The organism is Acinetobacter sp. (genome assembly GCF_041911495.1).
GTDB lineage: Bacteria > Pseudomonadota > Gammaproteobacteria > Pseudomonadales > Moraxellaceae > Acinetobacter.
The window spans coordinates 1-24,353 of record NZ_JAYROT010000066.1; the positions used below are offsets into that span (position 1 = coordinate 1).

Annotated in this window: 18 protein-coding genes and 1 pseudogene; 1 reads left to right on the forward strand and 18 read right to left on the reverse strand. The window is 42.9% G+C overall.

The window, feature by feature from the left end; all coding sequences use genetic code 11:
• The 11 genes and pseudogenes from ACE3PQ_RS08970 to ACE3PQ_RS09020 all read right to left on the reverse strand — a co-directional run.
• Positions 1-181 (reverse strand): annotated as a pseudogene (locus ACE3PQ_RS08970) (IS3 family transposase); the annotation flags it as partial.
• Positions 182-294: 113 nt separating this feature from the next.
• Positions 295-1,716, reverse strand: coding sequence for an FAD-dependent oxidoreductase (locus tag ACE3PQ_RS08975; RefSeq protein WP_374297070.1), 1,422 nt, complete (start codon positions 1,714-1,716; stop codon positions 295-297).
• A gap of 76 nt (positions 1,717-1,792) precedes the next feature.
• Positions 1,793-6,274: a glutamate synthase large subunit gene (gene gltB / locus ACE3PQ_RS08980; RefSeq protein ID WP_374297106.1), complete on the reverse strand. Its 4,482-nt coding sequence runs from the start codon at positions 6,272-6,274 to the stop codon at positions 1,793-1,795.
• Between the two features lie 488 nt (positions 6,275-6,762).
• A complete protein-coding gene (locus ACE3PQ_RS08985) occupies positions 6,763-7,641 on the reverse strand; it encodes a hypothetical protein (protein WP_374297072.1) in 879 nt (292 codons plus the stop codon).
• A gap of 11 nt (positions 7,642-7,652) precedes the next feature.
• Positions 7,653-8,735, reverse strand: coding sequence for a 3-dehydroquinate synthase (aroB, locus tag ACE3PQ_RS08990; protein WP_374297074.1), 1,083 nt, complete (start codon positions 8,733-8,735; stop codon positions 7,653-7,655).
• 36 nt (positions 8,736-8,771) lie between these two features.
• A complete protein-coding gene (aroK, locus tag ACE3PQ_RS08995) occupies positions 8,772-9,317 on the reverse strand; it encodes a shikimate kinase AroK (protein ID WP_374297076.1) in 546 nt (181 codons plus the stop codon).
• A gap of 39 nt (positions 9,318-9,356) precedes the next feature.
• Positions 9,357-11,501 (reverse strand): type IV pilus secretin PilQ, encoded by a 2,145-nt coding sequence (gene pilQ, locus ACE3PQ_RS09000; RefSeq protein ID WP_374297108.1) that lies wholly within the window; start codon positions 11,499-11,501, stop codon positions 9,357-9,359.
• 62 nt (positions 11,502-11,563) lie between these two features.
• On the reverse strand, positions 11,564-12,100 hold the full coding sequence (locus ACE3PQ_RS09005; protein ID WP_374297078.1) for a pilus assembly protein PilP: 537 nt from the start codon (positions 12,098-12,100) through the stop codon (positions 11,564-11,566).
• Positions 12,097-12,798 carry a type 4a pilus biogenesis protein PilO gene (locus ACE3PQ_RS09010; RefSeq protein WP_374297080.1) on the reverse strand — a complete coding sequence of 234 codons (702 nt, stop codon included), beginning with the start codon at positions 12,796-12,798 and terminating at the stop codon, positions 12,097-12,099. The genes ACE3PQ_RS09005 and ACE3PQ_RS09010 overlap by 4 nt, the downstream gene beginning before the upstream one ends.
• Positions 12,795-13,418: a PilN domain-containing protein gene (locus ACE3PQ_RS09015; protein ID WP_374297082.1), complete on the reverse strand. Its 624-nt coding sequence runs from the start codon at positions 13,416-13,418 to the stop codon at positions 12,795-12,797. The genes ACE3PQ_RS09010 and ACE3PQ_RS09015 overlap by 4 nt, the downstream gene beginning before the upstream one ends.
• On the reverse strand, positions 13,418-14,476 hold the full coding sequence (locus tag ACE3PQ_RS09020) for a pilus assembly protein PilM (protein WP_374297110.1): 1,059 nt from the start codon (positions 14,474-14,476) through the stop codon (positions 13,418-13,420). Before ACE3PQ_RS09020 ends, ACE3PQ_RS09015 begins: the two co-directional genes overlap by 1 nt.
• Before the next feature lie 152 nt (positions 14,477-14,628).
• On the opposite strand from ACE3PQ_RS09020, the gene ACE3PQ_RS09025 reads away from it, so the two are divergent.
• On the forward strand, positions 14,629-17,286 hold the full coding sequence (locus tag ACE3PQ_RS09025; RefSeq protein WP_374297083.1) for a PBP1A family penicillin-binding protein: 2,658 nt from the start codon (positions 14,629-14,631) through the stop codon (positions 17,284-17,286).
• A gap of 85 nt (positions 17,287-17,371) precedes the next feature.
• Here the strand turns inward: ACE3PQ_RS09025 and ACE3PQ_RS09030 are convergent, their stop codons facing one another.
• From ACE3PQ_RS09030 to ACE3PQ_RS09060, 7 genes are all read right to left on the reverse strand, one after another.
• A complete protein-coding gene (locus ACE3PQ_RS09030; protein ID WP_374297112.1) occupies positions 17,372-18,034 on the reverse strand; it encodes a phospholipid-binding protein MlaC in 663 nt (220 codons plus the stop codon).
• Positions 18,035-18,066: 32 nt separating this feature from the next.
• A complete protein-coding gene (locus tag ACE3PQ_RS09035) occupies positions 18,067-18,810 on the reverse strand; it encodes an MlaD family protein (RefSeq protein WP_298891442.1) in 744 nt (247 codons plus the stop codon).
• Entirely contained in the window at positions 18,810-19,589 is a 780-nt protein-coding gene (gene mlaE, locus ACE3PQ_RS09040) for a lipid asymmetry maintenance ABC transporter permease subunit MlaE (RefSeq protein WP_241570785.1), read from the reverse strand. Before mlaE ends, ACE3PQ_RS09035 begins: the two co-directional genes overlap by 1 nt.
• Complete coding sequence (locus ACE3PQ_RS09045; protein WP_374297087.1) at positions 19,586-20,395, reverse strand: ABC transporter ATP-binding protein; 810 nt, start codon at positions 20,393-20,395, stop codon at positions 19,586-19,588. Before ACE3PQ_RS09045 ends, mlaE begins: the two co-directional genes overlap by 4 nt.
• An 86-nt stretch (positions 20,396-20,481) precedes the next feature.
• The gene (locus ACE3PQ_RS09050; protein WP_374297089.1) at positions 20,482-20,628 is read right to left on the reverse strand and encodes a hypothetical protein; all 147 of its coding nucleotides are present in this window, start codon (positions 20,626-20,628) and stop codon (positions 20,482-20,484) included.
• 151 nt (positions 20,629-20,779) lie between these two features.
• Entirely contained in the window at positions 20,780-22,852 is a 2,073-nt protein-coding gene (locus ACE3PQ_RS09055) for a DEAD/DEAH box helicase (protein WP_374297091.1), read from the reverse strand.
• Between the two features lie 377 nt (positions 22,853-23,229).
• Positions 23,230-24,336 carry an HPP family protein gene (locus ACE3PQ_RS09060; protein WP_374297092.1) on the reverse strand — a complete coding sequence of 369 codons (1,107 nt, stop codon included), beginning with the start codon at positions 24,334-24,336 and terminating at the stop codon, positions 23,230-23,232.
• Positions 24,337-24,353: the final 17 nt, after the last annotated feature.

Sequence of the window (24,353 nt, forward strand, 5' to 3'; positions counted from 1 at the left end):
CCTGTTGTCCGTGCTTGCGTAACCATACCAGCACAGTTGATCTTCCTTGAATACCATATTTTGCCTGAGCTTGTTTATAAGTAATTTGCCCTTTTTCTACTTCATGTACAACCATCATTTTAAAGGCAAAGCTATAATCACGTTGTGTACGCTTAACTCTTTGTTCTCGTTCATGTTCCATAAAATAAGCCTCTTAAAGTGTAAACTTATTTCAGGACGGGACATATCACATGCAAAAAAAAGCCCACAATTTGTGAGCTTTCTTTGAGAGATAATCACCGTTGCAACAATTGCTTAAACGTCTAAATAATCCAAGATACCTTCCGCAGCTTGGCGACCTTCCCAAATCGCAGTTACCACAAGGTCAGATCCACGCACCATATCGCCACCAGCGAAGATTTTAGGGTTCGATGTTTGGAATTTATACGTTTGCTCTTCCGCAGCCAATACACGTCCAGAACCATCTAAGTCAATTTTCACATCAGCAAACCAATCCGCAGGACTTGGACGGAAACCAAATGCAAGCAACACTGCATCAGCAGGCAAGATTTCTTCTGAATTTGGTACAGGTTCAGGGCTACGACGACCACGACTATCAGGCTCGCCAAGTTGAGTCGTGACTACTTTCACACCAGTGACTTTGCCATTTTCACCAACGATTTCAATCGGCTGACGGTTAAACAAGAAGTTGACACCCTCTTCACGGGCATTTTTCACTTCACGGACCGAACCTGGCATATTGGCTTCATCACGACGATAAGCACAACTCACCGATGCGGCGTTTTGACGGATTGAGGTACGGTTACAGTCCATCGCCGTATCACCACCGCCAAGTACGATGACTTTTTTTCCTTCGACGCTGATGTATTCCGTTGGATCAGTTTCCCAACCTTGGCAACGATTGACATTGGCAATCAAGAAATCGAGCGCATCATACACGCCATTCAAATCTTCACCCGGGAATCCACCTTTCATATAGGTGTATGTCCCCATGCCCATGAATACGGCATCGTATTCCGTAAGCAATTGGTCAATGTTCACATCTTTACCGATTTCAGTATTTAGACGGAATTCCATGCCCATGCCTGTGAAAATCTCACGGCGACGCTTCATCACGTCTTTTTCCATTTTGAATTCTGGAATACCAAAAGTCAGAAGACCGCCAATCTCAGGACGCTTATCAAACAAAACTGGCTTCACGCCGTTACGCACCAAAATATCAGCACAACCCAGACCCGCAGGACCAGCACCGATAATGGCAACTTTTTTATCTGTCCACTTCACCTGTGACATATCTGGACGCCAGCCAAGTGCAAAGGCGGTGTCATTGATATATTTTTCAGCATTACCAATCGTGACTGCACCAAAGCCGTCATTCAAGGTACATGCACCCTCACACAGGCGATCTTGCGGACAAACACGACCACACACTTCAGGTAAGGTATTGGTTTGGTGGCACAATTCTGCCGCTTGGAAAATACGACCCTCAGCAATCAATTTCAACCAGTTCGGAATGTAGTTATGTACTGGACATTTCCATTCGCAATATGGATTACCACATTCAAGGCAGCGGTGGCTTTGATTCGCTACTACTTCTGCCGTGAATGGCTTATAAATTTCCACAAACTCTGCTTTGCGGACAGTAATATCCTTTTTATCTGGATCTTGACGAGGAACATCCAAAAATTGAAAGTTATTATTTAGGCGCTCTGCCATGTTTCTCTCCGTGGGTAGATGCAGTGGTCACAACTATTTGCTTGTGCGACCTTGCATCTGCCTATTCAATGCAGTGTTATTGTGGGTCAGCTTGTGTGGTTTTCAGCAAGGTTAGCAAGTTTGCCGCTTTTGGTTTAACGAGCCAAAATTTACGACTGTAATAGTCAAACTCATTGCGAATTTTGTATGCCCACGCACTACCTGTTTCTTGGATATGCTCATCGAGAATCTTCATCAAGAACTGTTGATGTTCTTCCATTGATTCTGTTGAGATACGCGTTAAGTCGATCAACTCATGATTGTAGTAATCAACAAAATCGTTATCCAAGTCAAGCACATAAGCAAAACCACCTGTCATCCCTGCACCAAAGTTGTGACCAACTTTACCCAGTACAGTGACGATACCGCCTGTCATATATTCACAGCAATGGTCGCCAGCACCCTCAATGACCGCAAACGCACCTGAGTTACGTACGCCAAAACGCTCGCCTGCTGTACCCGCAGCAAATAACTTACCGCCAGTTGCACCATATAAACAGGTATTACCAATGATCGCTGTTTCCTGAGTTTGGAATGGTGAGCCTTTTGGTGGGAAGATCGACACTCGACCACCTGCCATGCCTTTACCGACATAGTCATTGGCATCACCTTCAAGCTTGATATGCAGACCACCCGCATTCCAAACACCCAAAGACTGTCCTGCTGTACCTTGCAATTTTAATGTGACAGGCGCATTACTCATGCCCAAATTGCCATGACGCTTTGCAATTTCACCTGACAAACGTGCACCGATCGAACGGTTGCAGTTACCTACAGTGTAGTAGAACTCACCACCTTGACAGTTTTCAATCGAAGGCAACATGTCCTTGACCATTTCTTCTGCAAGCAAGCCTTTATCATGTGGTGCATTGCCCTGCACTTCACAATATTGCGCCTTGCCATCTGCATCAGGATGCGACTCAAGCAATGGCTTTAAGTTCAAATGCTGTTGTCGCTCGGTTTCACCTGGTAAGATTTCCAACAAATCCACACGCCCGATTAAATCTTTCAATGAACGAACACCAAGCGCTGCAAGCAATTCCCGTGTTTCTTCTGCAATGAAGCGGAAGAAGTTAATCAACATCTCAGGTTCACCGATATAGTGCTCCTGACGCAAGTGATCTTGTTGAGTTGCGACACCTGTTGCACAGTTATTCAAATGGCAAATACGTAGATATTTACAACCAAGTGCGATCATTGGTGTAGAACCAAAGCCGAAGCTTTCCGCACCAAGAATTGCTGCTTTGATCACGTCTAAGCCAGTTTTCAAGCCACCATCTGTTTGGACACGTACTTTGCCACGCAAATCATTGACACGTAATGCTTGATGCGCTTCACTCAAACCAAGTTCCCACGGCGAACCCGCATGGTGGATTGATGAAATCGGTGATGCTGCTGTACCGCCGTCATACCCTGAAATAGTAATGAAATCCGCATAGGCTTTTGCTACACCTGCCGCAATCGTACCAACACCCGGCTCAGATACCAATTTCACAGACACCATCGCACTTGGATTGACTTGTTTTAAGTCAAAAATCAACTGTGACAAGTCTTCAATCGAGTAAATGTCATGATGCGGTGGTGGTGAAATCAAGGTCACACCTGGGACCGAGTAACGCAAACGTGCAATTAAGCCGTTGACCTTACCACCTGGTAACTGACCACCCTCACCCGGTTTTGCACCTTGCGCCACTTTGATCTGCAAGACTTCCGCAGAGGACAAATACGCTGGTGTTACACCAAAACGACCTGAAGCAATCTGTTTAATTTTCGAGTTACGAATCGTGCCATAACGTGCAGGATCTTCACCGCCCTCACCTGAGTTCGAACGACCACCGATGGTATTCATCGCAATCGCAATCGCTTCATGCGCTTCAGGCGATAACGCACCCAAAGACATGCCCGCAGAGTCAAAACGTGGCAAGATGTCTTCCACTGCCTCAACTTCATCTACAGAAATCGAATTGTCAGTTTTTAACTTGAATAAATCACGAATCGTCGCCACTGGGCGAGAGTTGACGAGATTTGCATATTCTTTAAAGTCTTCGTATTTGCCTGAACGCACTGACTTATGCAAAGCATTGATCACATCAGGGTTAAAGGCATGATATTCCTTACCGAAGACGAATTTCAACATACCACCTTGATCAATTGGCTTACGTGCTTTCCACGCCAAATCAGCCAATTTTTTCTGATCATTTTCAAGATCGGCAAATGTCGCACCTTCAATACGGCTTGGCACACCAATAAAGCAGGTATCTACCACTTCTTTAGATAGACCCACTGCTTCAAACAACTGACCGCCACGGTATGAGGCCACAGTTGAAATACCCATTTTTGATAAGACTTTGAGTAAGCCTTTATCAATACCTTTACGGAAGTTCGCTTGCGCTTGAATTGGGTCGCCCAATAGCTCGCCTTTTGCAACCAAATCATTGATCACATCATGTGCAAGATATGGATAAATCGCTGTTGCACCAAAGCCAAGCAATACCGCAAATTGGTGTGGACCACGTGCCACGCCAGTTTCGACAATAATGTTAGCATCGGTACGTAAACCTTGCTGAATCAAGTAGTGGTGTACAGCACCAGTTACCAATACTGAATTGGCAGGCAGGTAACCTTCACGGATATTTTTATCGGAAAGAATCAAAATCGACTTGCCATCACGAATCGCTTGAGCTGACACTTCACAGATACGTTTTATGGCAACGCCAAGTCCTTCAGACTCAGGGTAGTTCAAATCAATTTCAGCTTGACCATAACCTTCACGTACAAGCGTACGAAGCAAATGCATTTTTGAATTTGATAAGACAGGGCTAGAAATGATCAAACGATCTGCATGATCAGGCCCTTGCTCAAAGACATTTTGTTCACGGCCAAGACAAGTTTCAAGTGACATCACAATCGATTCACGAAGTGGATCAATTGGCGGATTGGTCACCTGTGCAAATTGCTGACGGAAATAGTCTGACACATGGCGCACTTGGCGAGATAATACTGCCATTGGCGTATCATCACCCATTGAACCAACAGCTTCTTGACCACTTTCAGCGATTGGACGAAGCAACTGATCACGCTCTTCGAACGTCACCATAAACATTTTTTGTGCTGCTTTAAGTGCGTCACCTGTTAAGCCTTTTTCAATCAGGCTTTCTTCAAGCTGAACATCACCTTGCAACTTCAACGAACGATCACGCAACCATTCACGATATGGGCGCATTTTCTTCAGGTGGTTGTTCACTTCTTTGGTATCTAGCACATTGCCAGTCACTGTATCGATCGCCAAGATCTGACCTGGACCAACACGACCTTTAGAAATCACATCTTCTGGCGCATAATCCCATACGCCAATTTCAGAAGCTAAGGTGATATAACCATTTTTAGTAATGACCCAACGTGCTGGGCGCAAACCATTTCGATCAAGCATACAGATCGCATGGCGACCATCTTGAATCACTAGACCCGCAGGACCATCCCAAGCTTCCATGTGTTTTGAATTAAACTCATAAAACGCACGTAAATCTGCATCCAAAGTTTCAACATTTTGCCATGCTGGTGGTACCAGCATACGAAGCGCACGGAACAAGTCCATGCCACCACCGACGAGGATTTCAAGCATATTATCTAAGCTCGAAGAGTCAGAACCAGTACGATTGACAATCGGTTTGAGATCTAACAAACCTGGAAGTAATGGGTTTTCAAACTTTGGTGTACGAGCCAATGCCCAGTTACGGTTCGCTGTAATGGTATTAATTTCACCATTGTGCGCCAAGTAACGGAAAGGCTGTGCCAACGGCCAACGTGGCAAGGTATTTGTAGAGAAGCGTTGATGGAACACCACAATATGCGACTCTAAACGACGATCTGCCAAATCAGTATAAAAATCAGCAATCGCTTCAGGCATCATCAAGCCCTTATAGCTGATGACTGTCGATGCAAGTGTCGTAATATAAAAAGATGTATCGCTTTCTAAGCGTTGTTCAGCACGGCGACGTGCCAAAAATAGTTTACGATTAAACTCGTCTTCTGCCAAAGCTTGTGGATTATTCACCAAAATCTGGGCAAAAGCTGGCATTGAGCGAAGTGCAATTTCACCCAAAATATCTGGATTAGTCGGTACAGCACGCCACGTCGCAACAGTCAAATCCGCAGCTTCGATCTCTTCATTGAGAATTTTTTTCGCATGCTCTGCCAATGCAGGATCAAGATTTAAAAATACAGTACCAACCGCAAAGATCTCGCTAAGCTCTACACCCAGTTTTTGTGCTTCTTCACGGAAAAACTGTTTTGGCATCGCCAAGAGTAAACCACAGCCGTCACCCGTCTTACCATCCGCTGCAATCCCGCCACGGTGGGTCATACAGCTCAAACTATGAATGGCTGTTTCCACCAAATGATGGCTCTGTTTGCCTTGCATATGTGCAATCAAACCAAAACCACAATTGTCTTTAAATTCATGCGGCTGATACAACCCTTTCGGTTGATCAGTGGGAGCTACAGTATTGAGCGATGGCATGTGCATAGCGTACCCTTCTAACTTCAAGATGACTCAATTGCTAAGTCAATAAACCAAAATTTCAAAAACCAAATCATTGTAAATACTTAAGAAGCAGTACAAATGTTTGATCACAACCCCAAGCCACTAAAGCCATAAACAACCAAACTGAAATGACCGAGTCAAAACACTGTGATAACCACACGGTCAAATGTCTAGCGACGCATTTTCTCATTGAACAGGCAAGTATTGCAAACCTTCATTTGCAAGTTGATGTTTTTAGTGAGTAGGAGTATTTGTGCAGATTAAACCAATTCTGCAACGGTCAATTTTATGACGATTCACACAATTAATAAAGCAAAAAATATGCCGTATAACACACATAAATACTATTTAATAAACAAAGACTTACAAAACTTAAAATTATTTCTCGCACCAAAATAATGCAATATATCGCACCAAATAAGAGCTGCAGTAGATTGTTCAAAATAATGCGCCATTTTATTACACTAAAATGGATCTATAATCTCAACTGGCATTTGTCGTTCAGCACCATTTGAATTCTGATTTGAAGTTGGTGCACTTGTCGGATTTTGACCAGGCTTCACTTGCGAATGTTCAGTATCAGAGCTTTGTACTTCACCAGATTCATCTGTACGCTGAATCGTGGTCGTCGTTCCGCCTAATGACTGTGTAGCAAATGTTGACTCAGCGGTTGCTTGAGGCTCAACTTCTCTAACTTTTGGTACCGCTGCACGAGTTAACAAAATCGATTGGAGCTTGATCGTCGAATTATTCTCATCACTCCCAAGATCATTCACCATATCTGCATACGCATTAAATTTCTGAGGCAACACTTTGACACTTTTTGGTAAACCAAAACTTACTTTTTGCGCCTCTTCAATTGCAGCTTGTGTATTCTTGAACACACCATAAGTCAAAACATACTGCACATTATTATGCTTTTGATCATCTAAACGGAAATAATGAAATTGACTTCGATCTTCACGACCGTCCAAATAAGAGCGAATGACATCCTCTTCAGCGACTTTTAATAACTGCAATGTCCAAACATTTTTATTTTCAGCAATAAATGCCGACCCACGAAACTCGGGCTCGTGATCACCTGCGAGTGCATTTCGTTTTAACAAATCAATCGGTGGAACTTCTTCTTGAAAAGTACCAATTTTTTTATCTAAAAGTACTGATTTCTGCTGAGTAACACTTTGTTCTTGCTCATTTTTTACTTCAATAGGCGTTAGCTCTTTGGTCTGCCTCTCTTTAGATTGCATGATCCAAAAGATAAAAATCAACACTAAACACGCAACACCCAAACTCAACCAAATTGCCTGTTTTACATCCTGCCAAATTTTCGCCCTATTGATCATCTTTTCACCTGTTATTCAACCAAGTTATCTTGAATTGACTGAATCAATTGCGATTGCTCAAAATCTTTAGTAATCACCGCCTCACCCAAGCACTTCAATAAAACCAAACGAAGCTGACCATTTAATACTTTTTTATCATGCGCCATATACCCCAAAAACTCATCAATAGGAATCTTCGGACTTGTAATTGGCAGATTGGCTTGAATCAGTACATCTTTTACACGAGCGACATCTTCTGCTGAAATCCACCCTAGTTGCTCAGATAACGATGCCGCCATCACCATACCTGTCGCCACAGCCTCTCCATGCAGCCAATTCCCAAAGCCCATATAGGATTCTATGGCATGCCCATAGGTATGACCTAAATTCAGTAGCGCTCGTTCACCTTTTTCGGTTTCATCATTCGCTACAATTCGCGCCTTATGCGCACAACACCGATAAACTGCTTCAGCAAGAACTTCACGATCTCGATCTAGCAATTTCGACATATTTTGCTCAAGCCAAGTTAAAAACTCAGCATCACCCAATAGCGCATATTTAATAACTTCAGCCAGACCTGCAGATAACTCACGATCAGGCAATGTATCTAGCACCGCCATATCTGCAATCACCGCTTCTGGCTGCTTAAATGCACCGATCATGTTCTTGCCAAGTGGATGGTTTATACCAGTTTTTCCCCCAACACTTGAGTCCACCTGTGAGAGCAAGGTAGTTGGAATCTGAATAAAATTGACTCCACGCTGAAAAGACGCCGCAGCATAACCCGCCATGTCACCGATCACGCCACCACCCAAAGCTACTACCGTACAATCACGATTGAAGCCAGCCTCTAACAGTGCATCAAAGATCAGGTGTAGATTTTGAAAGTCTTTATATTTTTCACCATCGGGCAGAATACATGTTGCCACCGTCTTATCCATTGCCTTAAATTGTGTTAAATAATGCGCTAAATAAAGATCGGCAACCGTCGTATTGGTCACGATCATCACTTGCTGTGACTTAAGGTATTGATGTAATAATTTTGAACCATCTAACTGATGACCAATAAAAATCGGATAGCGACGTTCGCCCAACTCAACAAATAAGGTTTGCATGGATGACTTTCATTTCTAACAATTTCAAACTAAACGCTATGGTAACGGATTTTCAAGAATTAGTTGTAAAATCTTTTGCGCTAAATCACGCGCGGAGCCTTGGTGCGTTTCAACAACAAAATGCGCCACTTCTCGATATAGTGGATCACGCTCTGCTAAAAGGCTTTTTAATTTTTGTTCAGGATTTTCAACTTGTAATAATGGTCGATTACGATCTCTATAAGTGCGCATCAACTGTAGATCAACCGAAGTCATTAAATAAATAGTAATGCCACGATGATGTAGATGCTGACGATTTTCAGGTTGAGTGACTGCACCACCACCTGTAGCAAGGACTAAATTTTTTTTATTGGTTAAGTCAGCAATGACATTTTTTTCACGAAGTCGAAAGCCAAGCTCACCTTCCTTTTCAAAAATCCAAGGAATGTTGGCACCTGTACGTGCTTCGATCTCATGATCACTATCCATAAAGTCGCGACCCAGCAGTTCTGCTAAGTGGCGACCTATGGTTGTTTTTCCTGCGCCCATCGGACCGACCAAATAGATATTTGGCAGATCCTGCGCATTACTTCGACTGTTCAATAAACACCTGTCGTGTTTTAAATCATACTTTCAGGTAGTTTAACGATTTACCGTGCTATTGTCATTGACGATTCGAGGGGTAACGAAAATCAATAACTCATCACGATTATCGACTTTTGAAGTCCTTTTAAACAAATTACCCACCACAGGCAGATCACCAAAGAATGGCACCTTGGTTACACTATTACCATTTACAGTTTCAAATACACCACCAAGCACCACGGTTTCACCATTATTCACCAAAACATTGGTTTCAATCTGATTTTTGTCAATCGTCAATTCACCATTTGGTGCTGCTACGCCTGGTGCATCTTTGGCAATACTGAGCTGCATACTGACTTTACCATCGGGAGTAATACTCGGTGTAACATCTAAGGTCAAAGTTGCATCAATAAATTCTATTTTAGGTACAGCATTTGCCCCCGCACCTGAAGACGATTGGTATGGAATTTGTGTACCCGATTTAATAGATGCTTTTTGTTTATCTGCTGTCAGGACTTTTGGCGTAGAGACAATTTCAGACAAACCATCCGCTTCAGCAGCCGATAACTCTAAATCCAACATAAAGTCAGACAAACTAATTAAACCAAACGCAATACGACCAGCTGGATTTGCCACACCCAAATCTACATTAAGATTTTGAGGTCTTTCAATATCATAAGTATAGCCACCCAACTCATCATTCAACTCAGGCTCACGCAAGTTCCACAATGTTGTATCACTACCACCCACCAACAAATCATTGTTATTGGTAATACCTTGAGAAAGAACGCCCCACTTCACACCTAACTCTTTACTAAAGTCATTGGATGCACGCACAATACGGGCTTCGATCATGACTTGCTTCACAGGCACATCGATCAGTTCGATCATCTTACGAATTTCATCGATCTTTTGTGCGGTATCATTGACGATCAAGGTATTGGTACGAATGTCACTCGATACCGATCCACGAGGACTGAGTAGATTCCCTGCCAGCTCATCGTTATTAACTGTATTCTGATTACTGCTACCAGAAGTCGAACCATTTTTACGCTCGGTAATCAGCTTCTCAACATCAGCCACTTTGGCATAATTTAACTGAATATAATCAGTCTGAATCGGTGCCAATTTCACGCTTTGCGCAATGGCTTTTGCTTCGTCTTCTTCAGCCTTGATTAGCTCTGCAACTGGGGCAATCCAGATCACATTCCCATTACGACGCTTGTCGAGGTTTTTGCTTTTGAGAATAATATCTAGAGCTTGATCCCAAGGCACATCTTTTAAGCGAATGGTGATTTGACCTTGTACAGAATCCGCAGCCACCATGTTGACATTGGTAAAGTCGGCAAGTAACTGCAACACACGACGCACTTCAATATCTTGGAAGTCTAATGAGATTTTTTTGCCGTTATAGGTTTGTGGTGCACGGATCATCGACGCAGGTGAATTATCCACAGGACGTTTCACGCTAATGGTCAACTTATCTTCAGCTTGGTACGCCATGTACTCATAGCTACCACTTGGCTGAATCACAATCACACCATTACTGCCTTCATTGTACGCATCAATGGTATTCACAGGCGTTGCGAAATCACCCACATTTAGACGACGAGCCAAATGTGCAGGAACTTTTGTTCCAAGCATGCGCACCACAATTTTACTACCTTGCTGCTGTACATCGACAGGTGCATGTGCACTACCCAACTCGATATTCACCAAACCTTCGCCTTGAGCGCCACGCTCAAAGCCAATATTGGTCAAACCCATATTCTGTTGTTGTGTCGCCTGCGCAACATTTGTTGGCAATGCGACATTTTCACGAACTTCAGGTGCCACTTTAAGAATAAAGGTATTGCCCTCAGTCCGTGTGGTAAAGGCACCATGTTCTTTAAGATTAATCGTTAAGCGAGAGCGCTCAGCATCTTCAAGGACATCTACACTGCCAATTTCTGTGGTATTGACAGCAACATTGCTCCCAACAGAATTCGTCGCACCCTCAAAGTCAAGAATTAAACGAGATGGCGACTCCAATTGATACGCTTTTGGCTGTACTGGCAAGCCATTAAACATCACTCGAAGTTCAGTACCTTGATCAGCAGTAGACAATGGCACAACCTGTGTAATTGCCACTTGAGCACTAACAACTTGAATCACCCCGTATGCCACAGCGGACATTGCAAATCTTTTCATGGTGAGTTGCATATTCATTACATACCCCATTTCACCCACTAATTTCATTATATTCATTTCTTAATCTTCCCTTATCAAGTTTCACCATGCAAAATCAAAGTACGCGGACGCTCAATAAAGCCGTCCTGCCCGTCTGGCACTATTTCTAATAGTGAAATTTGATTCGGATTAATCGCCACAATGCGTCCATGGTTTTTACCCATATAACTGCCAATTTGTACTCGTTCAATTTCTCCAGCAGGAGATTGAATTAAGGCAACAATACGCCCTGAAGCACTGGTCATTGTCCCTTTCATCAACAACTCTTCAAGCGTATATTCTTCAAGAGGCTGTGTTGGTCGAGCCAAATTTGGATAAACGCGCTTACCAGCCATCACTCGAAGCTCTCGCGCAATACTTGTCGGCACAAATGGACTTTTTGTCCCAAAGCTAGAATACGAGTAACTTGGTACTGGTGTAAATACTGGAGGTGGCTCAATAGGCAATGGTGTTGCGTTACGAATCTCCTGCATTCTAGTTTGCACATTATCGACTCGCGACTCACACCCAACTAGAACACACATTGAGGCGATAAGTAAGGTCGATTTAATCAGAGCGTTTTGATTTTTCATTTTTTCAGCTCCTCATTTTTTTCTTCAGCAACCTCAAGCTCAGACATATAACGATATGTTTTCGCTTTTGCTTCCATCTTTAATTGAGGCACTTCACTACCAGCACCCTTTTCAGTAGTCAACGTAAAATCGTGCAATGTCACAATACGAGGCAATGCCGCAACAGAACTTACAAAAGCGCCCATGCTGTGGTAATTACCATGAACTTGCATATCGATTGGCAACTCAATAAAGACCTCTTGTTTCACTTCAGGTTGTAGCTTAATGTTCTTAAACTCAAGACCTGAAGACACACCCGCCATATTGATATCTTCAACCAAGCCTGGAATTTCAGTCTCTTTCGGAAGTTGCTCAAGCTGTTGATTGAATTGTACTTCCATTAATTCCACTTGCTGTTTGTATTGCAACAAGTTACGCAGTTTCGAATCTTTATCACGAAACTCATTGAGCAGATTCGCTTCTTGCGCTTCAGCATTGGCAATATCTTCACGAACGCCCTTAATCGCTAGAAAGTATGCTGCAATTAATATCAACAGCAGAATAAACACATATACCGTCACTTTAACCGATGTTGGCCAAGCGCCGATATTATCCATATCCATTTGTTGTAGCTGTTGAACATAGCGTTCAAAAGAAAAGCCTTTTTTCTTGGTTGGCTCAAACTCGTCCATCTGATTTACATTATTATCTAAACTCATGGCGACACCTTCATTTCTTCAGGCATGGTATCCGTCGATACTGTGCTGTATTCATCCAAGTCCACAGTCACATCAAACACGCCATAAGCATCTTCTTCACGTGGGAGCACTGAACCTTGTTGTACTGGCTTAGCTTCGACCGCCTCAAAAGAGTTCATAAATGCGTTTCTAAACCATGGTGAAGCATCAAGATTACGTAAAAAATCTGAAACCACATTTGGATCCTGCGCCTTACCTTTTAATGTAAATTTATTTTCTTTACGAGAAAACTCCGTCACATACATATTTGATGGCGTAAGTTTTGCCAACTCATCAAAGACATGCACAATTACTGGACGCACACCTTGCAAGTCTTGAATCAGCTTCATACGCTCAACAATCTGCTCTTTACGCTCTTGCAGGCCATCCAGTTCTTTTAACTGACGATCTAATTGTTGATTAGCAGCCACTACGGTCTGATTGGCTTCATTTTGATCTTGCAATTGATTGTTAAAAAACAACCAAATCAATCCCGACAACACTACCCCAAGCAATGCAACAGCACCGCTAATTGCAAAAAATTCTTTTTTTCGCTGCTCTCGAAGCGCTTCACGCCATGGCAGCAGGTTTATTTTAGCCATTAATCAAAACTCCTTAACGCCAAGCCACATGCCACCAACAATGATGACGCATTACGTTCTATTTTTTTTGCGTCAACTTGAGGTGCATACCCCATTCTTAAAAACGGATTCGCTAGGGTTACACGGTAGCCCAAGTTATCTTGTAAAAGTTTCGACAACCCAGGAATTTGCGCACCACCACCTGCAAGTAAAAGGTGATCGATTTCAGAATATTGTGACGATGAAAAGAAGAATTGTAATGAACGCGCTGCTTGTTGTGCTAACCCATCCATAAACGGATAAAGCACTTCAGTTTCATAATCATCAGGCAAATTACGTTCTTCCTTGGCATACATAGCTTCTTCCAAGCCAAGCCCATAACGCTGCTGAATTTCATGTGTTAGCTGTTTGCCACCAAAGCTTTGCTCACGACTATAAATAACTTCGCCTTGATTCAAAACTGTAAGCGTAGTTTGCGAATGACCTATATCCAATACGCCAACCAACTTCGTTCCAATTGGCAAACTATCTGAAATTAAAGCATATGCTCGTTCCAATGCATAAGAGTCGACATCCATGACTTTCGGCTTTAATCCAGCCAACTCAATCACTTCAGACCGATTTTCAACATTTTCACTACGAGTTGCAACTAATAGGACATCAACATGATTAGGATTTTTTTCATTAATTCTAATAATTTCAAAATCTAGACTAACTTCATCTAATGGGTACGGAATGTATTGTTCTGCATCCATACGGATCTGAACCTCACGTTCATCATCCCCCATGTCTGCATCCATTTCGATGACTTTGGTAATAACCGTAACTGTAGGTACAGCAGCAGCAACTTCTTTGGTACTTGGATTCGCAAGATTATAGACACGCTCTAAAATTTCACCCACATTTTCCGCTTGCATGATGTTTTTATCCAACACATCATTCTCAGCCAAAGGCAGTGTACCAAACGCTTCAACTTGATACTTTCCATCTTTACGACCAAGCTGAATAAGCTTTACAGAAGTAGAACCAATGTCTACACCTATAACACCCCTTGATGATTTAGAATTTAACTTCAACACCATTCTATTTCCTATTGTTTTTTATCCCCATGTTCGATTATGCACTATTTTTTTTACAGTGAGTAGCATTTTGTTACTAACAATATTAAGAGCTAACAGTTATACTTACTATGTTCCAACATCCCCCAATTACCCATTAAAACCTACTTATTATGAAAATGCTATCCTCTCAGGGAAAGATTCATCCATTTTTTGCAATCTTGATTTTAATCCTGCTTGTTATCCCGATGGCATTCTATGGCATGTATCTTTATATTGCGCCATCGCTTCCAAATATGAGTAGCTTGCAAAAAGCCCCACTGGAAAAACCACTGCAAATTTATACCAAAGATGACGTACTCATTGCAGAATTTGGCGATCGACTTTCAATTCCTGTGAAGTATGAAGATATTCCCCAAGATGTGATTTATGCATTTCTTGCTGCAGAAGATTCAGCATTTTTTGAACACAGTGGCGTGAGTTTAAAAGGACTTGGCCGTGCTGTCAGCGAAACCGTCAGTGGCGCATCACAAACTGGTGGCTCAACCATTACCATGCAGGTGGCTAAAAATTATTACTTATCTCCTGAACGCACACTGCGTCGTAAATTGACTGAGATTTTTTTAGCACGAAAAATTGAACAAAATCTAACTAAAGAAGAAATCCTCACTTTATATGTCAATAAAATTTTCTTAGGAAAAAACGCTTACGGTATTCAAGCCGCTGCTCGAATTTATTACAACAAAAGCTTGGAACAACTTACTCTGGCTGAAAAAGCCATGATTGCTGGCTTACCCAAAGCACCCTCAAAATACAATCCAGTTGCCAATCCTGAACGTGCTCTTGAACGACGCAATTGGATTTTAGGACGCATGTTGCAACTCGGTTATATCAACCAAAAGCAATACGAGATTGCAATTGCCGAGCCGATTCGACTCAAGCTCCTAGATCGAAAAGTTCAAACCAAATATCCTTATCTTGCAGAACTGACTCGCCGTGAATTGGTAGATCGCTTTGGCAAACATGTCATTAACTCAGGATTTAAAGTCTATACCACTGTCACGAGCTACCGCCAAGAAACAGCCGAAGAAGCTGTCCGAGATGGACTAGAAGCTTATGATCGCCGTCATGGCTGGCGTGGTGCGGAAGCGCACGACAAACCATTAAAAGACTTTTTTATCGTCGGCGACATGCAACCTGCCCAAGTTATTAAAGTGAATAATAGTAGCTTTGAAGCAATGCTCAAAGATGGCAAAACGGTCACGATCCCTTGGTCTGGTATGAATTGGGTGCGCCTATATCGTAATGCCAACAATCCAGGACCTGCCGCAGGAAATGCTTCGCAAATCGTCAAAGTCAATGATATTGTTCGACTTCGCCCCAATGCGGATAAAAGTGCTTGGCGCTTAACACAAATTCCAAAAGTACAAGGGCAGTTGGTGGCGATCAACCCAAACAATGGCGCACTCGAAGCCGTCGTTGGTGGCTATAATTTTTATTATTCAAAATTCAACCGCGCAACCCAAGGCTGGCGTCAACCAGGATCTACCATTAAGCCTTTCGTATATGCGCTTGCACTTGAACGCGGCATGACACCATACACGATGGTAGACGACAACCCAATTCGCATTGGAAAATGGTCACCTCGCAACTCAGATGGTCGTTACCTCGGACGTATTGCTTTACGCCGTGCTTTATACCTATCTCGAAACACGGTTTCTGTCAGATTGCTACAAAATGTAGGTATTGAGCGCACACGTCAATTTTTGATGGACATTGGTCTACATGATGATCAAATTCCACGCAACTATACTATTGCGCTTGGTACACCACAGGTTTTACCGCTTCAAATGGCAACAGGCTATGCAGCATTTGCTAATGGTGGCTATCGAGTACAACCCTATTTTATTGATCGCATCGAAGACGATTTTGGTGAAACAATATTTAAGGCAGATCCTGCATACGCATGTATCACCTGTGTTTCTGATTCATCAAGTACAAAACCGCAAGTAGAGGTCGATGAAAATAATCTCGTTGCAGAAGAAGTTACTGAGATCATCAATGATTCATTTGGTCAAATTACCAATAATCAAACGACTGCACCAACCACCACACAAAGCAATCAATTTGCAGGTCAATATCGCCAAGCCGATCGTATTCTAAAATCAAGCTCAGCATTTGATATGGCTAACATTTTACGTGATGTCATCCAACACGGTACTGGTCGTGCTGCACTTCGTATTGGTCGAAGTGATTTGGGCGGAAAAACTGGTACCACCAATGATGCAAAAGATGCTTGGTTTGCAGGATTTAATGGCAATTTAGTTGCTGTTGCATGGGTTGGTTTTGATGCACCAAGCACACTGGGACGTCGTGAATACGGAGGCGTTGCTGCACTACCGATTTGGATTAACTTTATGGCAGGTGCTTTGAAGAATGAGCCACACGCATGGGTAAAATTAGATAAAAACGCAGATGACACAGTTAGCGAATTATTCGATCAAACTGGGAATCTTGCAGAAGCACGTCGTCAACAACGTGAAACTCCACCACTTGCTCGACCACTTTATCGCCCTGCACCGCAAACCACGTTAGATTCATTAATTGCACGCTTTCAACAAGACTTCCAAGACGATGTGACAGATCAACCACTGACTACAGAAAGTGACGCACCTCCTGCGCTAAATTTACCGAATACACCAATTCAAGCACCGTCAACGCAAGCAACACCGCCAAGTAACTCAGGTAATGCTTCGCCATCAACTAGCACGACTGCTCCGCAACAAAATAGTGGCAATAACGCTCAAGCAAATCCAAATAGTATCTTCTAATCAGAATTTACATTTTCCCTCAACAGTAAAAAGCCCATTCATATGAATGGGCTTTTTAATATCAATCGCTTATTTGACGCTTAGCTTATTTACTACCTGCTTCTGCATCTGGTTTAAAGCTCGCAATCGCTTTATCAATATTGCCACCGTTTTGCTGTACGTTTGCTTTAAACTGGTCACGGAAAGTCAACGCCATATCAATACCACTTACATTGATGTTGCGGATTTTCCATTGATTATTTTTGTCGATCAACTGAAAGCTTACTGGAATCTTATTGCCATTATTGGCTTTAAAATCCATTGTGACTATAGGATATTTTGCACCAGTATTTCGATATGGACGCAATGTATAACCTTCATTATTATATTGCGCCAAACCTTTGGCATAGGTCTTAATTACGCTATCACGGAAGTTTTTGGTAAAACGACCACGTTGCTCTGCCGTACTGTATTGATTTGAATAGTATTGCCCCATCACTAGACGCGAAAAACCTTGCACATCAACATGTGGTTCAATATTTTGCGCCACGATTTTGTTGATCAAAGTATTATTATTAAGGTTTGCTTTGTTTTGCTTCAGCTCAACAATTAGCTTATCAGAAATACGTTTTACGAAGTCTGATGGTGCTTCTGATGGTGCAGCAAAAGCCATTGAACTCGCCAACATACCTGCGAGTGACAAACTTAATGTCGCTGTTTTTATTGTCACTGCTTTTGCTGTAACTGCTTCTTTGACAACTGCTTTCATGAAAGTCATGTTCATTCACTCCTAACTATTCATCACTCATCGATAAACGATGGTTCATCTTGACTCGTTGTCGGCTCAGTAGCCGTTTGATTGCTTGATTGACTCGCAGTTGCTTCAACTGCTGTATCCTCACTTACCACATCTTCACTTGAACTCTCTGTGCTAGTAGACTTCGACTGTGAAGAACCTGTAATAAACTTATTCACCAAGTCTTCTATTTCAACAGTACCTTGAGTTTGTGTTTCAGGGAAACTGCCACCTTGTGGTATATAGGTAAATGCACCACCTGGCTCAATCTTGAGATACTTCTCACCGATAATGCCGTTGGTTGCGACCTTTATATAAGCATCTTGATCGATAGTCGTGATGTTCTTCATGTTATCAATAAGTTGCTTTTCCATTACCTTTTGTTGCTCAGGTGATGCTTCTGTATAGTCATAGCTATATTTCAGATCTTCCATCGCATTGGCTTCAACTTGCTTAAATTGTTCAGCATTAAAGGTGGTGAGTGATTTATCCATCGCAATGGTCACGACCGCACGATGTGATAATGGATCAAGTTCAATCTTGCTGACTTGCCCAACTTTTACACCACTAATAGTCACCTTGGCACGTTCTTTCAAGCCACTAATATTGTCGATCTTGGCACTTAGGTTATAGCTTTCGCCCATCGTGCTACCAGCCAAACCACTGACACGCATCGCCAATAAAAATAATGCTGCTGCAAATAAAATTACAAATATTCCAACGGCCAGTTCAACTGTACGTGTTTTCATCATAAACCTCCGAACATGACCGCAGTCAACACAAAATCAAATCCTAAAACACAGAGCGACGAGTACACTACGGTACGTGTCATCGCTGTGGCAATTCCTTCAGGTGTCGGCTCGCAGGCATAACCTTGATAGACTGCAATCCACGTACAAATTACTGCAAACACAATGCTCTTGATAATGGTGCCATTAAAGACATCTTTCCAAAACACCACAGAAGACTGCATGCTATTCCAAAATGAGCCTTCATCCGAGCCCAAGAAATCTACGCCGACAAATTTTCCACCCAAAATACCAACGGCAGCAAAAATCACGGTCAACATTGGCAAGCTAAAAATACCCGCCCAAAGACGTGGTGACACGATTTGCTTTAATGGATCAACACCGATCATTTCCATACTGGCAAGCTGTTCTGTTTGCTTCATTGAACCAATTTCTGCGGTCAAAGCCGAACCTGCACGACCTGCAAATAATAATGCAGCAACCACAGGTGCAAGCTCACGAAGCAAAGTTAAAGCCACCGCTGTACCAAGCATGGCTTCGCTACCAAAGGTGACTAAGATGCTATACATCTGCAAACCAAGCACTGCACCAATGAATAGACCCGAAACTGTAATGATCAATAATGACAGTACGCCAACACGGTACATCTGATAAATAAACAGCTTTACGCCTTTCCAAGTTGGTAAAGACATCAGCACTTGGATCAACATCATCGCCGCATAGCCGATACCTTGTACCCGACCAATCAAACGACGACCTAAAGTCGCAACTGCGTTCATTGCGCACCTCCAAGTTTGATGGCATCAGGCATACGACTAAACTGATAATCCACAGGACCTTCAACTGAGCCCGTCAAAAATTGCTGTACAAATGATGATGAATGTTGACGCAATTGCTCAGGCGTACCCTCACCCTGCACTTTTCCTTCGGCAACTATGTAAATATAATCCGCAATTGACAAGGTTTCTTCGACATCATGCGATACGATGATCGTGGTCAAATCCAATGCTTCACTTAAAGAGCGAATAAGTCTCGTCAATACGCCCATCACGATGGGATCTTGTCCTGCGAATGGTTCATCGTACATAATTAAATCAGGATCAAGTGCAATCGCTCTCGCCAAAGCCACACGACGATTCATACCACCTGAAAGCTCTGACGGCATCAAATATTCTGCACCACGCAGTCCAACCGATTCGAGCTTTTGCGATACTCGTTCTTGGATCGCTGATTCAGACATTTGACGATGTGCACGAATAGGGAAAGCGACATTTTCAAACACGGTCATGTCTGTAAATAATGCACCACTTTGAAAAAGCATCCCCATACGAGCACGTGCATCAAACAATTCTTTGCGTGACATTTTGGCAATATCCTGCCCATCAAGCAAAATCTGACCTTGATCAGGTTTAAGCTGTCCGCCAATCAATCTTAATAAAGTGGTTTTACCTGTACCTGATGGCCCCATAATCGCAGTAATTTTGCCACGAGCGATCTGCATATCGATACCATCATAGATCACTCGATCGCCACGTTGAAAGCTCAGGTTTTTTACTTCGATCAATGCCGCATCATTCGCTGGCATAGATGACTCCATATACTTTTTATCCTTGAGGAAAGTAGTGATTCTACAGAAATATAGCCAAATTAGCGTTATAGTTTTGCTAAAAATTAGTCTTTAAACTCAGTATCAGTTTCTTTTTCGGTATCTATGGTTTGGGCGTGCATGGACACAGTCGGTTTATGCGACTGTTTATAGACTTGTGCACCTAAAAAGAGTGCATTAATCATCACCAAAAACACAAATAAATATGGCACAAGCCAACCCATCACCAATAAAAGTTAATCAATTCACATTTGAATACTATTGCGTGACAATTGTACACCCATTTATTACATTTGAGCAATAAAAAAGCACATCTTTCGATGTGCTGTTTTTATTTAAAAATCAATCATATATTTGAATTGATTATTGCTTTGTCCATTTGCGGATACTGTCTGAGCCAAAACTCGATCCATTTCCTTTATATCGACGCTCACGGCCTTCTTGTGAAAAACGCTTTTCAGTATTGTCATGTTGACCAAAACGACGCTCTTGACGCTCACCATCTTGACGACGTGGGCGATCATTCGAGAATTCACGACTCTCGCCACGGTTGTCATCACGACCAAAATCACGTTTTGGACGATCATTATAACTTGGGCGGTCACCACCGAAGTCACGCTTTGGACGATCACCACTAAAATCACGTTTCGGGCGGTCGCTAAAATTACGTTCACCACGATCAGAACGATCGCCAAACTTACGCTCACCATCAAAACGACGACCTTCTGAACGCTCTGGACGATCTCCAAAATCACGCTTTTGACGGTCATTATAACTTGGGCGGTCGCCACCAAAGTCACGCTTTGGACGATCACCGCCAAAATCACGACCACCACGCTCTGAACGATCACCGAACTTACGCTCGCCATCAAAACGACGACCCTCGCCACGGTTGTCGCCACCACGTCCACCACGATCAGAGAAACGCTTTTCTGAACGAGGTTGGTAATCTTTGCGGTTACCACGGTTATCATCTTCATGCGACTTGAATTCTGAACGAGGACGCTCAGAACGTGGCTTGCCAGCAAAGTCAGCATTCGCTACGACATCATTGATATAGTCATTGTGCGATTTACGTGGACCTGAACGCTCTTCACGTTTGAAATGACCTTCGCCTTCAATACGACGCTTGCCACCGCCGCCAAAACCACGATCACGATCTCCGCCAAAGCTACGACCACCACGATCGCCACCAAAACCACGATCACCACGTCCGCCACCACGACGACCGTCAGATTTTCCGCCTTTACGGCTTGGACGTGCTGGTGGTGGAGATGGCTCTAAGCCTTCGATTTCAGACACATTCAAACGAGTTTCTAAATATTCTTCGAGGGCACGGATTTTACCACGCTCACGATAAGTCGCCAAAGTCACCGCTTGACCAGTACGACCTGCACGACCAGTACGACCTACACGGTGTACATAGTCTTCATTTTTCATTGGTAAACCAAAGTTAATGACATGCGAAATGGTTGGGACGTCCAAACCACGTGCTGCAACATCAGTTGCCACCAAGATACGTGCTTTACCTTCACGAATGCTACGCAAACGGCGGTTACGTACAGATTGTGGCATTGCACCGTGTAGCGCAACCACAGAAAGACCAGACTCTGCCAACTCTTCAGCCAACATATCAGTATCTTCTTGCGTTGATGCAAACACGACCGCTTGATCTAAAGTTTCATCACTTAACCAATGCGTAAGTAATTTTTTCTTGTGCTCAAAACCATCTGTCCAATGCAATGTTTGCGTCACATCAGTATTGGTTGTATGACCAGTTTCGATCGCAATACGCTCAGGCGAATTCATCATGCGTTCTGCAAGTGAAATAATACGATCTGCAAACGTCGCAGAGAACATCAACGTTTGTTCACGGTTGCCTGCAAGATCGCTAATCGCTTCTAGATCTTCAGAGAAGCCAAGATCCAACATACGATCTGCTTCATCAACGATCAACGCATTCACTTTATCGAGTTTGATTTGACGACGATTCACCAAGTCCAAAAGACGACCTGGGGTCGCAACAACCACTTGTGCGCCTTTCAGCTGTTGAATTTGTTTTGCAAATGGCATACCGCCCATGATTGCAGCAACACGAACACCTTTCATTTTGCGTACAAATGCAATCGCATCTTGGCAAACTTGTTGTGCCAACTCACGTGTTGGACAAAGTACCAGAATCGCTGGTGTAGTCACAGCACGCATACGTTCTTTGAATGGCACCAATGTATCTTGTTCAGATAACGCATTGAGCGTTGGTAAAAGGAATGCTGCAGTTTTGCCCGAACCTGTTTGGCTCGATACCAATAAATCTTTACCTTCTAATGCCGCTGGAATCGACTGTTCTTGTACAGGCGTCGGCGTCGTAAAACCTAAGTCTTGTAGTGCAAGTTGTAATGACTCTGCGAGAGGAAAATCAGCAAAAGTTTTGCTCATAGAGATTTCACCGAGTAATCGGCGCTCCAATTCTAAAATATTTAATTCAATACATCGGCATAAAGGCGACAAAACAGCATCTACAACAAAGCAATTAACTCTGCTTAATTGGCTGTGACAAGTTACGATTTGAGACGATGTGGTCTATAAACGCACACATGTTTACGAGCGCAACCTGAATAATCGCAGTATGCGATTCGGCGCGAAGGGACGTCCTCTCTTTGGACAAAACGCGCAGACTAGGTAAATATAGATAAATGTTCAGGTAATGAACGGAAGATTCGTGCGTGGGCGCATTCTATCAGCATTTATTTTAAAAAGATAGATTTATTTCACATATTGATTTTTTGGGCGATATTATTCGCTCGACAACGCCATTAACTACCTTGCTGTAATAAATTCTGATACAACACCGCAATCATATCAGAACGACTAATTATTCCGAGAATTTTGCGATCTTCACCAACCACAGGCAAATAATTAAAAGACTTTTCTACAAAGTACGGAATCAAATCTGCAATGTTCTGTTCAGGTTTGACCATTACCACTTGTCGATGCATGATGTGTTTGACCTGATCTTGCCACGGACTACGAATCTCTGTAGTACTTCGAAACCACTCCACAACATCCGACAATGCCAGCGTGCCAACCAACTGCTGTGCCTCATTTAACACTGGCAAACTCATGATATTCATCTGTTTAAAGCGATCTAAGGCATGCAAAATATCGTCATTTTCATCTAAAAACGCCACATCTTTGGTCATGATGTCTGCGCATTTCCCTGACAAAGACAAGCGATGATTGGCATGTTGTTGGGCTTCTAAAATCAAACTTTGCAAATCATATTGGCTGATGTCGAGCAACTCTGTGTGTTGCTCCAACGCATACTCAATATCTTTGGGTTGAATGGTCACTCTTTGCGTTGGTGTCGGATCCGTAGAGCGCTGGTTGACTTGTGCAGGTTGCGGATATTGCCGACCAATCATGCGATTAAAAAATAAAGCAAAGGCAATCAATAAGGTCGAGTTGAGCAATACAGGATACAGCACAAAATAATAGCCAAGCTGATGCACCGCATCACCGCCAAGCACCGCTGTAATCGCCACTGCCCCACTCGGCGGATGAAGTGAATCCGTGGTCATCATCAAGAATATTGAGAGACCAACTGCAAGACTAAATGAAAACGTCGGATCAGCAATCCATAGACCGCAACTGACCCCAACAATGGCTGCAATCAGATTCCCAACGATCATATTCCACGGCTGTGCCAGCGGACTACTCGATACTGCAAAAAGTAAAACAGACGACGCGCCCATCGGTGCGATATACCACGCATTGATGCCGTCTAGCGCATACCAACTGATCAGTGATGAGATTGCCAAACCAATGAGCGCACCAATGCCGCTCAAGCCTCTTTCTTTAAAGGAAAGCACTTTAAAATTGGGTTTAAGAATTTCAATCCATGAGTGTGATGAAGCGGACACGATGCAACCTTAACGAA